Here is a 14,558-nt window from a genome sequence, read left to right on the forward strand (position 1 = left end):
TCGGTAGGAGTGATCAGAGAGCTCTGGCGCTATCCAGTCAGCTCACTAACCGGCGAAATGGTCGACGCAGTCAAGGTGTCCGGTGACGGAATGGACGGCGACCGGCGATATGCACTCGTCGACGTTTCGACGGGCGTCGTTGCCCATCCCGAGCGCGACAAGCGTTGGCAAAAGTCCGTTTATGTGAAGTCACGGACGGCGACGGACGGCACCGTCGAGATACAAGTGCCCGGTCATCAATGGCTCCCCGTCGATGAACCACAGCTCGCGGGCGGCCTAACGGCGTTCTTCGAGTTCGACGTGGCCGTGAGGCCTTATGAGCGCTCTGCGCACGAGAGCGCCGAGACGATCTTCGCGGTCGATAGGTACGAGGTGTCTCCTCTTCACCTGCTGACGAGCGCGTCGGTCGACCATCTGCAGTCGCTTCATCCGGCCGGTAGTCCCGACCGGCGGAGATTTCGCCCGAACATCTTTATGGAAGCGAAGGCCGGTATCAGCGGCTTTGCTGAACTAAGCTGGATCGGCGCGCCGATCCAGCTTGGCGAAATAACCGGAAAAGTGATCGCGCCGACGAAGCGATGCGGGTTCACCATCATTGCTCAGGAAGGACTGGAGAGCGATCCGGAAATCCTTCGAAGTGTGATGAAGTTCGGCAATCGAAACATGGGTGTCTACTGCCGCCCGAGCCAAGAGGGGTTGCTCCGGGTAGGAGATGTCGTGTCGCTCTCAGCGTGACGTCGTCGCAACTGGTTCGATGCCGGCTTCCTTCAAGGCTGCAAGCAGCGCCACAGGCACCTCGATCTCGCCAAGTTGATCGTCGTCGACGTCTTGTCTGGGAACGGTGACACCGGGCAGACCCCGGCGATATTGGGAACCCTTCTATCTCGACCGTGATCAACTGTGCGATTGCCTATGCCGACGCTTAACCGCAAAGCATCGAGGCGAGATCAATCAGGGAGACCACGGAGCGGTGGTCAAGCTTCTTCGTGCCGCGCTTGGCAACGAGCTGCCGAACCGTCAGGAAGCGAATCTCAAGGCGCTTCTGGAGCAGAAGGACGAGCTGCAATACGAATCGCGGGACGATGCCGAGCGTGCTCTCGAGCGGCTGGAGGAGTTCGTCGCCTGGGCTGAAACTCAGCTTCTGAAATAATGTCCGCTGCCCATCGAATAGCGGAAATCTACCAATTAGAGAGGTTGCGGTCAGCTCTCCGAGGGCGACGCAAACCGGAATCGGGTTTGCAGGTTGGGTGAGCGCTCTGCGGGACGCGAGACGCACGGATGCGTCCATATTCCCTGCTTCGATGGACCACAGCATTTACTTCGGTTCTCCCATCTGGCTCTACAGCCCCGCTCCTCCAATTTGGGAATTCATCAAAAGCAACGATCTTTCAGGGAAGAAAGTTGTCCTGTTCAATTTGATGAACAGCAAGTTCGACCAGAAATATATAGACGAACCTGCGGAATTGGTGAGGCAGAAGGGCGGTTCGTCGATCGTGAAGAACTCGCTATCAGACATTGAGCTGCGGTATCGATCGGCTCTGGGACGTGGAGATTAGTGCGGCTACCAGACACAAAAGCTGCCTGAACCATCGCAGCAGGAGGGAAAAGTTGTATCCGGCTGCGGCCAGAACGGCATTGACGGCATCCCCCTGTTCGCCAGCGAGATAATTGCGGTCCATTCTGTGTTCGCTCTTGAGGTGTCCAATGACGGGTTCGACCGCCGATCGTCGTCGCATCTGGCGCTTGATGGCGGGCGTGAGGCGGCGCTTCTGGCCGCTGGTGAAGACCCTCAGCTTGTGACTTTCGGGAGCATTGTGGCCGCGGTATCCAGCGTCGGCCAGAATGCGGGTGACCTCGTTGCCGATCATCTTTTCCATATCCGGAACGACGGTCGCGAGCGTGTGGCCGTCGTACGGATTGCCGGGCAGCGCCGCCGCGTGCAGGGCGAACTGCCCGCCCTTTGAACGGTTCAGTGTTGTGGCCACGGACACCTTCACGCCGAACTCGTAAGGCTTGTGCGCCTTGCCTTTGCCAATGCACTCGACCTCGTCGGCGTGCAGGCTATAGATCTTGCGGCCACGCTGACGTTGCCGCTGCTCGATGACCGTTTTTGCCTGATAGAGCGACCATTTGAAGATCGCGTCGAGTTGTTCGTCACCGGCGATCTGACGCTCGATGTCGCGAACGATCCGGCCGAGATAGGTCTTCAACTTGCGCAGTGCCTTGCCGGCCCGTTTGAATTGCTTCGCATGAGCGTAGCGTTGGTATTGGATCAGGGCGAATTTACCGACCCGAAGATAGGTCTGGCGCAGATCCAGCCCCATTTTCTTCGCCAGCCGCACCAACCGTTCGCGCGCCCGGTGAATAAGCTTGGCATCCGTCGGGAACATGACGTTCTTCGGTTGAACGGTCGTGTCCACGATCACCTGCCGCGTATCCTGCGGCTTCATCGCGCCTGTCTTGACAGCCACGGCCAGGCTCTCTTGCAAGAGCGCGGCGATCCGCTCCTCGCCCATGCGCTGCCGCCAGCGCGTCATCGAGGAGCGGTCGAACGATAGGTCGTGCCGAAAGAACTCCTCGCCGCACAGGTACTGGAAATAGGGGTTCTCCACCCAGCGCTCGCACAGGGCCTCGTCCGACAGGCTGAACGTGTGCTTAAGAATGGCCAGCCCCGCCATCAGCCGCGTCGGCAATGGCGGCATGCCCGCTCCGTCCGAATACACCGTCCCAAAGCGGGCTTCCAACACAGGCCAGTCGATCGCCTGCGCCAGGCGCACCAGTTCGTGCTTCATGTTGATGATCTGGTCCAGCCGGGATCGGAACAAATCCTGTTCACCCGTTTCGCGCCGTTCGCGTGGTTTACCCATTCCTGGCTCTCCGATTCATCGCGATAACCCAGTGAATCACGCTTCGCCAACCAGGGAAACCTCAAACTGATTTTGCAAGGAAACAGCCTGTTCGGCGGCCGTTTCCTGCAATTAGAAAATCTGCAGACCCCTCGATTCTTAGATCAAATCAACGGCTTGCGAGTTCTTCACGGCCGACCGGTTCGCTCGAAGGCCACGATCCGCTCTACGAACTGGTTCTTGTACTTGCCTAGCCTCAACCATCTCCGGATGATCACTATTTGTTCCTGAATGACTTTCCGGGCGTTTTTCACGCCCGGAATTCTTTCGAATAGCTGTTGGCCAGTTTTGGCTTCGAAAATGGCCGGTTTTAGAGGTGTTTGGCCAGACCTAAGTTGGGTTTCTCAGAAAGACGCCGCCACAAGTCAGACGAGCAATCAAGAGCAGCCGCTTGTGCTTCCGCACGTGTCGCACTTCTCGCACGTTCCATTCCGCACCATCGTGAAGTTCTGGCACTCGGAGCACATGTTGCCGGTGTAACCCTGCATGATCGAGCGGGCGCGGCGTTCAGCCTCGACCTTCTTGGCTTCCGTCTTGGCCGAAGCGGCGTCGGCGGCAGCCTTGTCGGAGAAGAGGGCGGTTGCCTGCTGCTGGGTTTCGGTGGCGACCTCTTCGATCACTTCCTCGGCGATCTCTTCGGCCAATTCCCGAGCGCGCTCCTCGTAGTCGCGCTTGAAGGCGACGATTTCGGAGGTGGAGATGCCAACGGTCGGCTCGATCTTGCGGGCGGCTGCACCCGCAAAGGACGTGACCGTGGCACCGGAGGAGGCGCGCGCAGGAGCTGCGGTGGCGGAGCCCTTCGGCTCGCCAGATGTCTGACGCTCGTTGCCGGAGACGAGCGTCGGCTTGTAGCCGCGGGTCCAGCCCGTCGAAACGAGATTGGTCTTACCTTCCTGGATGCCCTTGCCGAGCGCCGTGTTCGAGAAGTCGGATGTGTCGACATGCGCCAGATCGTGACGGCCGAGGTAGGAAACGGCGAGTTCGCGGAACACGTAGTCGAGGATCGACGTGGCGTTCTTGATCGCATCGTTGCCGATGACCACGCCTGCCGGTTCGAATTTGGTGAAGGTGAATGCCTCCACATATTCTTCGAGCGGCACGCCGTACTGCAGGCCAAGCGAGATGGCGATGGCGAAGTTGTTCATCATTGCGCGGAAGGCGGCACCTTCCTTGTGCATGTCGATGAATATCTCGCCGATGCGGCCGTCGCCGAATTCGCCGGTGCGCAGATACACCTTGTGTCCGCCGACGGCAGCCTTCTGGGTATAGCCCTGGCGGCGGTTCGGCAGCTTTTCACGCTCGCGGGTAACGCGCTCGACCACACGCTCGATGATCTTCTCGGTGATGGTGACGGCCTGGGCTGCGACCGGCTGCTGCAGCAGATCCTCCATCGCATCGTCGTCGTTCTCATCTTCGATCAGCGAAGCGTTCAGCGGCTGCGACAGCTTGGACCCGTCGCGATAGAGCGCGTTTGCCTTGAGGCCGAGCTTCCAGGAGAGCATGTAGGCGCTCTTGCAATCGTCGACCGTCGCGTCGTTCGGCATGTTGATCGTCTTGGAGATCGCACCCGAGATGAAAGGTTGCGCGGCAGCCATCATGCGGATGTGACTGTCGACCGAGAGATAACGCTTGCCGATCTTGCCGCACGGATTGGCGCAGTCGAACACGGCGAGGTGCTCGTTCTTGAGGAACGGTGCGCCTTCGAGCGTCATCGCACCGCAAACGTGGATGTTCGCAGCCTCGATGTCCTTCTTCGAGAAGCCGAGGTGGTCGAGCAGGTTGAAGCTCACGTCGGCGAGCTGCTCGTCCGAAACCTTCAGGATGGCCTTCAGGAAATCTGTGCCGAGCGTCCACTGGTTGAAGACGAACTTGATGTCGAAGGCCGACTTCAGCGCGGCGTTGACGGCATCGACCTTCTCGTCGGTGAAGCCCTTGGCCTTCAGCGTCGAGGGGTTGATGGCTGGCGCCTGGTTCAGGTTGCCGTGGCCGACAGCGTAAGCTTCGATCTCGGCGATCTGGCTCTCCGAGTAACCGAGAGTGCGCAGCGCTTCCGGAACGGCGCGGTTGATGATCTTGAAGTAGCCGCCGCCGGCGAGCTTCTTGAACTTCACGAGCGCGAAGTCGGGCTCGATGCCGGTCGTGTCGCAATCCATGACAAGGCCGATCGTGCCAGTCGGCGCAATGACAGTTGCCTGGGCGTTGCGGTAACCGTGCTTTTCGCCGAGTTCAAGCGCCTTGTCCCAGGCGCTCTTGGCATGCGCAGCGAGATCCTGGTCCGGGTTTTCCGGATGGATGAGCGCAACCGGGTTGATCGACAAGCCCTCATAGCCTGATGCCTCGCCGTAAGCGGCGCGGCGATGGTTGCGGATGACGCGCAGCATGTTCTCGCGGTTCGGCTTGAACATCGGGAACGGGCCGAGCTCGGAGGCGATTTCCGCCGAGGTGGCATAGGAAATGCCGGTCATGATCGCCGTCAGCGAGCCTGCGATGGCGCGGGCTTCGTCGCTGTCATAGGGGATGCCCGAGGACATCAGCAGGCCGCCGATGTTGGCGTAGCCGAGGCCGATCGTGCGGTACTCGTAGGAGAGTTCGGCAATGCGGCGCGACGGGAACTGCGCCATCATCACGGAGATTTCGAGCACGACACTCCAGAGACGCACGGCATGCTCGTAGTCTGATATGTTGATGCGCTTGGTGGCCGCATCCTTGAACTGCATGAGGTTAAGCGAGGCAAGGTTGCATGCCGTATCGTCCAGGAACATGTATTCCGAGCACGGGTTGGATGCGCGGATCGGGCCGGCAGCCGGGCTGGTGTGCCAGTCGTTCATCGTCGTGTTGAAGTGCAGGCCCGGGTCAGCCGATGCCCAGGCGGCGTAGGAGATCGACTCCCAGAGATCGCGGGCCTTCAGCGTCTTCATGACCTTGCCGTCCTTGCGGGCGGTCAGGTTCCAGTCGCCATCGTCTTCGACTGCGCGCAGGAAATCGTCCTTGATCGAGACCGAGTTGTTGGAGTTCTGGCCGGATACGGTGAGGTAGGCTTCCGAATCCCAGTCGGTGTCGTAGGTCTTGAACTCGAGGTCCTTGTAGCCCTGGCGAGCGAACTGGATGACGCGGCCGATGTAATTCTCAGGAACCTGGTCCTTCTTGGCAGCGCGGATTTCGCGCTTCAGGGCAGGGTTCTTGTTTGGCTCGAAGCAATCGCCGTCATCGCCGCCGTCGCAGTTGACGCAGGCCTTCATGATCGCCTTGAGATGCTTGGCGACGACCTTGGAACCGGTGACGAGGGCAGCAACCTTCTGCTCTTCCTTCACCTTCCAGTTGATATATTCCTCAATATCCGGATGGTCGATGTCGACCACGACCATCTTGGCCGCACGGCGCGTCGTGCCGCCCGACTTGATGGCGCCCGCTGCACGGTCGCCGATCTTCAGGAAGCTCATCAGGCCGGAGGAACGACCGCCGCCGGAAAGTTTTTCGCCTTCGCCGCGCAGATAGGAGAAGTTGGAGCCGGTACCGGAGCCGTACTTGAACAGACGGGCTTCGCGAACCCAAAGGTCCATGATGCCGCCTTCATTGACGAGATCGTCTTCAACGGACTGAATGAAGCAGGCATGTGGCTGCGGGTGCTCATAAGCGGACTTCGACTTCGTCAGCTTGGCGGTGAACGGATCGACATAGAAGTGGCCTTGGCCGGGGCCGTCGATGCCGTAGGCCCAATGCATGCCGGTGTTGAACCACTGCGGCGAGTTCGGGGCGACGCGCTGCGTGGCGAGCATGTAGGCAAGCTCATCCCGGAAAGCAGAGGCATCTTCCTCGGACGAGAAATAGCCGCCCTTCCAGCCCCAGTAGGTCCAGGTACCGGCAAGGCGGTCGAAGACCTGGCGGGCGTCTGTTTCGGAACCGTATTGCTGATCCTTCGGAACGTCCTTCAGAGCCGCTTCATCGGCAACCGAACGCCACAGGAAGGAAGGAACGTCGTTTTCCTCGACCTTCTTGAGCTTGGCGGGAACGCCAGCCTTGCGGAAATACTTCTGCGCCAGGATGTCGGCAGCCACTTGGGAGAACTGCGCCGGAACATCGATATTCTCGAGGCGGAAAACGATCGAACCGTCCGGGTTCTTGATCTCGCTCGTCGCCTTGCGGAATTCGATATCCGCGTAAGCGCTCTGTCCTGCCTTCGTGAAACGGCGTTCTATGCGCATTTGCCTAACCTCTAGCTTGCGCGCCCCGTCCCCGTTTGACCAAGGCGCAAGTTTCCACCTCCGGCGGCGCCGTGAGGAGCGCAGCCAGTTCTCATTTCCGTATCGTCACAGGAGTGTCATCGGAGATGTCTTTCCTGTATCTTGTGGTGATGGTGGCTGCAAACACTAAATATAGTATTAACAGCTTATTATCGCCAGCCCCCGATGTCACTTTTTGGAAGATAAAAATCGCGCACAAAGCCCCTCTTGGCGGTCGACCTTCATGGACGCAACACCCTGATTCTACGCTCGATTTTTGAAGAGAACCGGCCTCGTTAATTCCGGTCCAACTGCCGCAGCAACATCGGGACCCATTAAGTTGGAAACGCGCGATTCCGTCAAGGGGTTGTTTTTAACGAACCGTTCACCACAAGATGTTGTGGATCGGGCTGTGGAGAACGGGGAAAAGAAAGTCGTATAAGGAATTCAATAGGTTGCACCCGCTTATCCCCAGAGAGCGAAAAAAATCTAAGAAAAGTTGCGACCGTGTTGATTTGGTTGCAGCATTTGGCGCGCAAATGGGCATGGCGATTCGTTGAGGCCAATTTCGATCACAATGCGTCGATCGCGATCGTCACCGTTGCGACACCTATCGGCTTTCCGTTTTCATCCTTGATGACGAAACTAGCCTGCGTTTCCAGTACTTGTGTCTGCTCATCGCGCTCGGCACGGTCGATGAATATCTCGTCGGACTGTCTCGCGAATGTTATCAGGAACTTGTCTTCGTCGCCTTGCCAATAGTCGGTGGTCATCGTGCCCTGGCCGACGTTGAGCCCGTGACGATCGGTTACGAAAAATTCGATGATGGCGCCCTGCGAATCATCCTGCTTGGATTTGAGGTATCGCGACACCGGCTTGGCGAGCAGATGTCTGACCATCTGCCAGCCGCCGGCCTGGATTTCGGAGCGGTAGGTATTGTCCAGCACCTGGATGTCCATGTCGCTGACATTGCCGAACTTGGTGTTCTGCTCCTCGATCGCCTTGCGCACGATCGCGGCATTCACCATCGGCTTGACGACTGTCTCGACGTATTCCCGTACGACGGACACATAGGCCGGTTCCGCCGAAGCGGCCAAAGGCGAGAGACAGAGGCTCAGCCCGAAAGCCACCACCGTCCCGACGTAGCCCCAACGCATCATATTCGTTCCAACGTCGCGCCCTGCGACTATGCCTCTAACGCCAGTCCGCAACGCAACGCCGTTGCCGCGTTGGACTGTGCTTAGAAGAATAAGGTCTGCGTGCGCAGCGCGATAGCGGAATCCGATGTGTTAGTTAAACAAAGATTTGTGCAAATTGAGGTTGCAACCGGTCCGTCGGGTTGCGCGGCGAGGCGCTCTCAGCCGCGGCCAGCCTTGGAGATCGGTTCCTGATAGGTGAACCCCATATCCCAGGGGAAGTAAATCCAGGTGTCCTGACTGACTTCCGTGACAAACGTATCGATCGTCGGCACGCCCTGCGGCTTCGCATAGACACACGCGAAGTGTGCCTTGGGCAGGATCGTGCGAACTTCCGAAGCTGTCTTGCCGGTATCGGTCAGGTCGTCGATGACTAGGACGGATACGCCTTCGTCAGCGGTCAGTTCCGGCGCGATGCCCTTAAGGAGTACCATTTCCCCCTGGTTCACATAGTCGTGGTAGGAGGCGACGCAAACCGTTTCGATCAGCCGGATGTTGAGTTCGCGCGAGATGATTGCCGCCGGCACGAGACCGCCGCGCGTAATGCAGACGATCGCCTTGAAATCGCGCTTGAGGCCGGCGAGACGCCAGGCGAGTGCGCGCGCGTCTCTGTGGAACTGATCCCAGGAAACGGGAAAGGCTTTATCGGGAAGGGACATGGTTTGCTCCGCGGCATGAATGATGAGACGCCGTTTGCCGGCGGCCGGACGAGGCATTCCGCGATCGGCCAAACGCAAATCGCGCAGCCGAGACTGCGCGATAGGAGGACCGAAGCCGGAGCTCGTCATCGGTCGCCGCAATTAACGGATTCCGGAGGCAAAACGCAAGCCCCTCGTGATTCTTATCGCGACAGCAGGGTCAATGCCGTCATCGACTGCAGCAGGCTCTTTGTGGTGCCACCGAAGATCATCTGCCAGAGGCGGGAATGGGTGTAAGCGCCCATGACGAGCAGGTCGATGCTGCTGTCGGAGAGACGGTTTTCGATCACGGCTGACGCCGACTTGTCAGCGCTTTGCGCCGTTGCCAGGGTCACCTTTACACCGTGACGCGCCAGAGTGGCTGCAATCTCCGCGCCGGCCACAGCCGCAGATTGGACCGCGTTGTCGACGGGATCGACCGAGAAAACCTCGACTTCGTCGGCGGCCTGCAGGATCGGCAAGGCATCAAACGCGGCGCGCGCCGCCTCCTTCGAGCCGTTCCAGGCAATGAGGACGCGCTTGATCGGCTTCGGCTGGCGCAGCACAAAGGGGATCATCAAGACCGGACGACCACTTTCAAAGAGGAAGTTGTCGACGTCCACGTGACTGTCCGATGGCTTGGAGGGATCCGCCTGTGAGGCGATCAGCAGGTCAGCGCTACGGGCGCTTTCGATCAGCGGCGCCGTGCCATAACCGGTGGAGGAAGCGAAACGGCGCCATTCAAAGGAGACGCCTTCCACCTCGGCCTTCCTGCGGAAGATGCGCTCGATTTCGATAGTCTCGGAATGCGCCATGTCCTGCAGCGCCTGGACGGCGACCGGATCCGGTATCTCCATCGGCGCGACAAGGGGCACGACAGCGACGGTTTCCGCATGAAGGCCGATAACATGGGCATTGGTCTGTGCGGCAATGGCGAAAGCAAAATCGGCCACGGCGGTGGCGTTGTCGACGGTATCGAGAATGGCAAGTATGGTTTTGTAAGACATAATCACTTCTCCTTACGCAGATGAAATCAGCTTGCCTGGAACGAGAATGCGTCGGGAAGGACGTCGGTTCCTTGATGCAGATCAATGAGCAGACGGCATCGCCTCGTGCTACGCCTCCGCCGAACGGTTTTCAGCAATCTCCTTTGTCTGGCGGATGGTCTCGATCATGGCGCGAACGTCAACTCCTACGGCGTCGACCGCGTCCTCGGAACGGCCCCGCACGACGATTTCGGTGGAGAACGCCTGCCCGATATAGCGGGGATACGAGCCGATGCTCGTCTCGGAATGGGCTTTCTGGATGGCGGCAAGCGGCGTGCCGATGTCGCCTTCGCCATAGGGGCAGGAGATACCGAGCGAGAGCATGCGCATGCCGGTGCGCAATGTCGGGACAACCGCATCGACCATGGCCTGGAAGACCTGCGGGACACCCGCCATGACGTGAACATTGCCGATGACGAAACCCGGCGCGGTCGAGACGGGGTTGGGGATATGGCGTGCACCGCTTGGCATCCGAGCCATCCTCTTTCTGGCGTCGGTGAATTCGAGACCGCGGCGCGCATACATCTCGCCGAGCAGGGTCATTGCGTCAGCATCGTATTCGCAAGGCAGCCCGAACGCCGCAGACACGGCATCGGCCGTAATGTCGTCATGGGTCGGCCCGATGCCTCCCGACGTGAAGATGTAATCGTATTTTGCGCGCAGTGCATTCAGGGCCTCGACGATCGCATCCTCCTCATCGCCGACGATGCGGACCTCTTTGAGATCGATGCCGCAAAGCGTCAGAATATCGGCCAAGTGGCCGATATTCTTGTCTTTGGTGCGGCCGGATAAGAGTTCGTCGCCAATGGCAAGCATGGCGCTGGTGACAATTGTCTCATTGGTCATTGGAAATTTCCGAACATTTGGGTCCCAACATAGGTAGCGCCCTTCGCCGGTCTTGCAAATCGTATCGCTGCCGCTAGCCCACGCAAATGGTTCAAGTATTTTTTCGTCTATGGCCATTGAACAGTGCGTTCTGCCGCGTGGGGCTATGTTCGTTGCGGCGCGCTGCTAAGTTTCCAACCGTTTACGAAATTCAAACGCAAATTCCTTGATGGAGATAAATAAATGGCGAAGGTACTCGTGCTCTACTATTCGGCCTACGGCCACATCGAAACCATGGCATATGCCGTCGCCGAAGGCGCAAAGTCGACTGGCGCCGAGGTTGTTGTCAAGCGCGTTCCGGAACTGGTTCCGGACGAGGTTGCCAAGGCGTCCTACTACAAGATGGACCAGGCTGCGCCGATTGCCACTGTCGATGAACTTGCTGATTATGACGCAATCATCGTTGGTGCCGGTACACGTTTTGGAACGGTTGCCTCGCAGATGCGCAATTTCTGGGATCAGACGGGCGGCCTCTGGTTCGCAGGCAAGCTCGTTGGCAAGGTCGGTTCGGCTTTCACATCCTCGGCGACGCAGCATGGCGGTCAGGAGACCACCATCCTCGGCTTCATCCCCACCTTCCTGCACCAGGGGATGATCGTTGCCGGCCTCCCCTATGCTTTCCAGGGCCAAATGGGCGTTGATGAAATCAAGGGCGGTTCGCCCTATGGTGCATCCACCATCACGGACGGCGACGGATCCCGCCAGCCCTCTGCAATCGAGTTGGAGGCAGCCAAATACCAGGGCGCTCACGTCGCCAAGATCGCTGCCAAGCTGGGCTGATCGGCTCCCTTCACCGGCAGGGGCGGCCATTGGGTCGCGCCTGCTTACAGTGTGCAGAGAAAGTCGCCGACTGTGCGTCAGCCGTAGAGGTCGTGCAGCTTCACTGCGTAGAAAAGAAGCGGTATTCCGAGAACCGCAATCGCGATCATTAATGCCGTTCCCGCCCTGAACAATTTGAGACGTCGCGTCCTCGTGCCATCCCAATCGTAAACCATCGCCTTACTCCCACAAGACAAGCTTACAACTATGCGCAGCCCCAACCGCGGTCCTTCTGGCGCGCGCATACAAGCACATTCGCAAGCGATGATAAAGGGTCGTGGCCGGCTGCCGTGGATGCTGGTGCAGTCTGGCCCGATGGTGCGGACGACGGGGTCGAACCCGTACAGCCTGAGGCCGAGGGATTTTAAGTCTACCGAGGGGAGTTGGTGCGGACGACGGGGCTCGAACCCGTAAGTCATTGAAGACGAGAGATTTTAAGTCTCTTGTGTATACCAGTTCCACCACGTCCGCTTTCCTACATTCGGTGGTGAAACAGTCGGTTTCCTACTTGGTCTCCGACACGCTTTCCTACACGCCTCCTACTCAGTGGCGTTTGTAGGAGAGCCGTTGATTAGCATCAGTTTTGACGCTGCGCCACCCTCCAGAGCCCTCAAATTATCCATGAGGTGATCCGTGGCGAGGTGGGCGTAACCGAGCGTCGTTTGGTAGGATCGATGGCCCATCTCATGACGCGCGTGAGGTCGATGCCCTTGATGACCTGGCAAGAGGCGCATGTGTGACGAGCCGTGTAGACGACCGTGTCTTCAAGCGCGGAGAGGTGCGACCGGATGCTGCGCCAGATGTCGACCATGGCCACTCGGTGATGTCAGCCCACGGGCCTTCAAGGTTCTCCTTGCGCTGCCGCTCGACGGCTTCCCATGCGCGGTTGCCAGCGGGAGCGTCCGGTCGTACATCATCTCGATCATGCCCATAAGGCAACAAAAAGGGGCGCCTTAACGACGCTCCAATAGGTGAAAGGCCAGGGTGATTTACGGGCCTATTCCTTGCCCGTTCCCCGCTGCAGTATTGCCATAACCGAGGTAGTACGCGACCGCGACCGCCACCCCGGCTGTTAAGAGATATAGAACGTCAAGCCAGTTGACGCCTTGGAGAGTGGATTGCCAGAGCCCGCGCTTTGCCTCGCTCGCGTCTTTTGTCGTGCGCGTCATCCGGCGTTAGGTGCTTTGGTCGCTTCAAGGTTTACAGGTGCAGCCGGTCCGACTGGTCTTGAGAGACCGTCGACCGGATTGTGAACGCCATAACCGAAGTAGAGAGCGCTAAAGGCCAAGAGGATAACCACTGCATAGGCCATAACCCCTTGTGTTCGGTCACTATTGAAAAGGCCCTTCATTCAACAACCCCACTGATTTGCTCCCATTACAGGGATAAGCATTAGGGAATGACGATGGAAGCCCTACACGTTCCTTCTATGGTGCATCGCAACGAGAATAGAAGGCGTGTGCCCTATGGGTCACATTATGGGCGTTAAGTAACTAATCAGTCGCCGGGTCATTTTGTGAACATTATATCAGCTAGTGGTTTGATCGAGACAAAAGAGTCCGATTTAGGATTCCAATTTTTGCGCGCATATGCGACGATCTGGCATGCGCACAGGTATCACATTTGAGGTTTCCGCTGACGACCGGGTTCGTCTCAACGCAATCGTTTCGGCGGGCAGTTCGCCGCAAAAGCATGTGTGGCGGGCGAAGTTTATTTTGATGAGCGACGCGGGTCTCGGAACCGTCGCGATCATGGAGGCGACGGGCAAGTCGAAGACCTGCGTCTGGCGTTGGCAGGAGCGCTTTATGACGGAAGGCGTAGACGGCCTTTTGCGCGACAAGAGCCGGCCGCCCGGCACTGCGCCGCTTGAGCTTGACCTTGTCGACCGGGTTGTGGCCCTGACGCAGGAGCCGCCCACGCAGGAAGCCACACACTGGACTGTTCGTGCGATGGCAAAGGCTGTGGGGATTGCGGCATCCTCAGTCGTCAAGATCTGGCACGAGCATGGTCTCGCACCGCATCGGTGGCGCAGCTTCAAACTATCGAACGACAAGGCTTTCGCCGAGAAGCTTCACGATGTGGTCGGTCTCTACGTCTCGCCGCCGGCCCATGCGATTGTCCTTTCCGTCGATGAGAAAAGTCAGATCCAGGCGCTGGATAGGACGCAGCCGGGTCTTCCCATGAAGAAGGGTCGTGCCGGCACGATGACCCATGATTACAAGCGCCACGGCACCACGACACTTTTCGCTGCCCTGAATGTTCTCGACGGCTCCGTCATCGGCCGCAACATGCAGCGCCACCGGCATCAGGAGTTCATCCGCTTCCTCAACACGATTGAGGCTCAGTTGCCGAAGGACAAGGCGGTTCACGTCATCCTGGACAACTACGCCACACACAAACAGCCCAAAGTCCGGGCCTGGTTGGCGCGGCACCCACGCTGGACCTTCCACTTCGTTCCGACATCCTGTTCCTGGTTGAACGCCGTCGAGGGGTTCTTCGCTAAGCTCACCCGGCGACGACTGAAAAACGGTGTCTTCCATTCCGTTGTTGATCTTCAGGCAGCCATCAACCGCTTTATCAAAGAGCACAACGAACAGCCCAAGCCGTTCATCTGGAAGGCAGACCCTGACGACATCATCGCAGCCGTCAGACGAGGGCACCAAGTGTTGGAATCAATCGACTAGAGGGCTCCAATAGGTATCCCTTAGCTGTCCCTATGGTGCGCGTTTAGTTGTCCCTAGCGTCGGACCTATCGCCGGATAGACCAAAAGACACTGATTGAGAGTAAGCGCGATTTTCGATGCGTATT

The 14,558-nt window shown here is 58.6% G+C and carries 11 protein-coding genes and 1 tRNA gene; 4 read left to right on the top strand and 8 right to left on the bottom strand.

Annotated features, from left to right (window positions below):
• The first annotated feature begins 9 nt into the window (after positions 1 to 9).
• The gene (locus tag LPU83_RS47180; protein ID WP_162392077.1) at positions 10 to 735 is read left to right on the top strand and encodes an MOSC domain-containing protein; all 726 of its coding nucleotides are present in this window, start codon (positions 10 to 12) and stop codon (positions 733 to 735) included.
• A gap of 235 nt (positions 736 to 970) precedes the next feature.
• A complete protein-coding gene (locus LPU83_RS74050; RefSeq protein ID WP_225039630.1) occupies positions 971 to 1,150 on the top strand; it encodes a hypothetical protein in 180 nt (59 codons plus the stop codon).
• Between the two features lie 358 nt (positions 1,151 to 1,508).
• Here LPU83_RS74050 and LPU83_RS47190 read toward each other — a convergent pair whose 3' ends face one another.
• The 6 genes from LPU83_RS47190 to LPU83_RS47215 form a co-directional block, all read right to left on the bottom strand.
• Positions 1,509 to 2,867, bottom strand: a complete 1,359-nt coding sequence (locus LPU83_RS47190; protein WP_037068906.1) for an IS5 family transposase — start codon at positions 2,865 to 2,867, stop codon at positions 1,509 to 1,511.
• Positions 2,868 to 3,283: 416 nt separating this feature from the next.
• Positions 3,284 to 7,108: a vitamin B12-dependent ribonucleotide reductase gene (locus LPU83_RS47195; RefSeq protein ID WP_024317861.1), complete on the bottom strand. Its 3,825-nt coding sequence runs from the start codon at positions 7,106 to 7,108 to the stop codon at positions 3,284 to 3,286.
• 590 nt (positions 7,109 to 7,698) lie between these two features.
• Complete coding sequence (locus LPU83_RS47200; protein WP_024317862.1) at positions 7,699 to 8,286, bottom strand: PDC sensor domain-containing protein; 588 nt, start codon at positions 8,284 to 8,286, stop codon at positions 7,699 to 7,701.
• A gap of 197 nt (positions 8,287 to 8,483) precedes the next feature.
• Positions 8,484 to 8,981: a xanthine phosphoribosyltransferase gene (gpt, locus tag LPU83_RS47205; protein ID WP_024317863.1), complete on the bottom strand. Its 498-nt coding sequence runs from the start codon at positions 8,979 to 8,981 to the stop codon at positions 8,484 to 8,486.
• Between the two features lie 182 nt (positions 8,982 to 9,163).
• Positions 9,164 to 10,006, bottom strand: a complete 843-nt coding sequence (locus tag LPU83_RS47210; RefSeq protein WP_037069539.1) for a universal stress protein — start codon at positions 10,004 to 10,006, stop codon at positions 9,164 to 9,166.
• Positions 10,007 to 10,114: 108 nt separating this feature from the next.
• A complete protein-coding gene (locus tag LPU83_RS47215) occupies positions 10,115 to 10,891 on the bottom strand; it encodes a competence/damage-inducible protein A (protein WP_024317865.1) in 777 nt (258 codons plus the stop codon).
• A 222-nt stretch (positions 10,892 to 11,113) separates the two neighbouring features.
• On the opposite strand from LPU83_RS47215, the gene wrbA reads away from it, so the two are divergent.
• Complete coding sequence (gene wrbA, locus LPU83_RS47220) at positions 11,114 to 11,710, top strand: NAD(P)H:quinone oxidoreductase type IV (protein WP_024317866.1); 597 nt, start codon at positions 11,114 to 11,116, stop codon at positions 11,708 to 11,710.
• A gap of 77 nt (positions 11,711 to 11,787) precedes the next feature.
• Here wrbA and LPU83_RS73030 read toward each other — a convergent pair whose 3' ends face one another.
• Together LPU83_RS73030 and LPU83_RS47225 are read right to left on the bottom strand one after the other, a co-directional pair.
• Positions 11,788 to 11,925 carry a hypothetical protein gene (locus LPU83_RS73030; protein WP_167546205.1) on the bottom strand — a complete coding sequence of 46 codons (138 nt, stop codon included), beginning with the start codon at positions 11,923 to 11,925 and terminating at the stop codon, positions 11,788 to 11,790.
• A 208-nt stretch (positions 11,926 to 12,133) separates the two neighbouring features.
• A tRNA-Leu gene (locus tag LPU83_RS47225) sits at positions 12,134 to 12,220 on the bottom strand.
• 1,133 nt (positions 12,221 to 13,353) lie between these two features.
• Here LPU83_RS47225 and LPU83_RS47230 point away from each other — a divergent pair.
• On the top strand, positions 13,354 to 14,433 hold the full coding sequence (locus tag LPU83_RS47230) for an IS630 family transposase (RefSeq protein ID WP_037069542.1): 1,080 nt from the start codon (positions 13,354 to 13,356) through the stop codon (positions 14,431 to 14,433).
• The last annotated feature ends 125 nt before the right edge of the window (positions 14,434 to 14,558 follow it).

Origin of the sequence: Rhizobium favelukesii (assembly GCF_000577275.2) — a bacterium.
GTDB classification, from domain to species: domain Bacteria; phylum Pseudomonadota; class Alphaproteobacteria; order Rhizobiales; family Rhizobiaceae; genus Rhizobium; species Rhizobium favelukesii.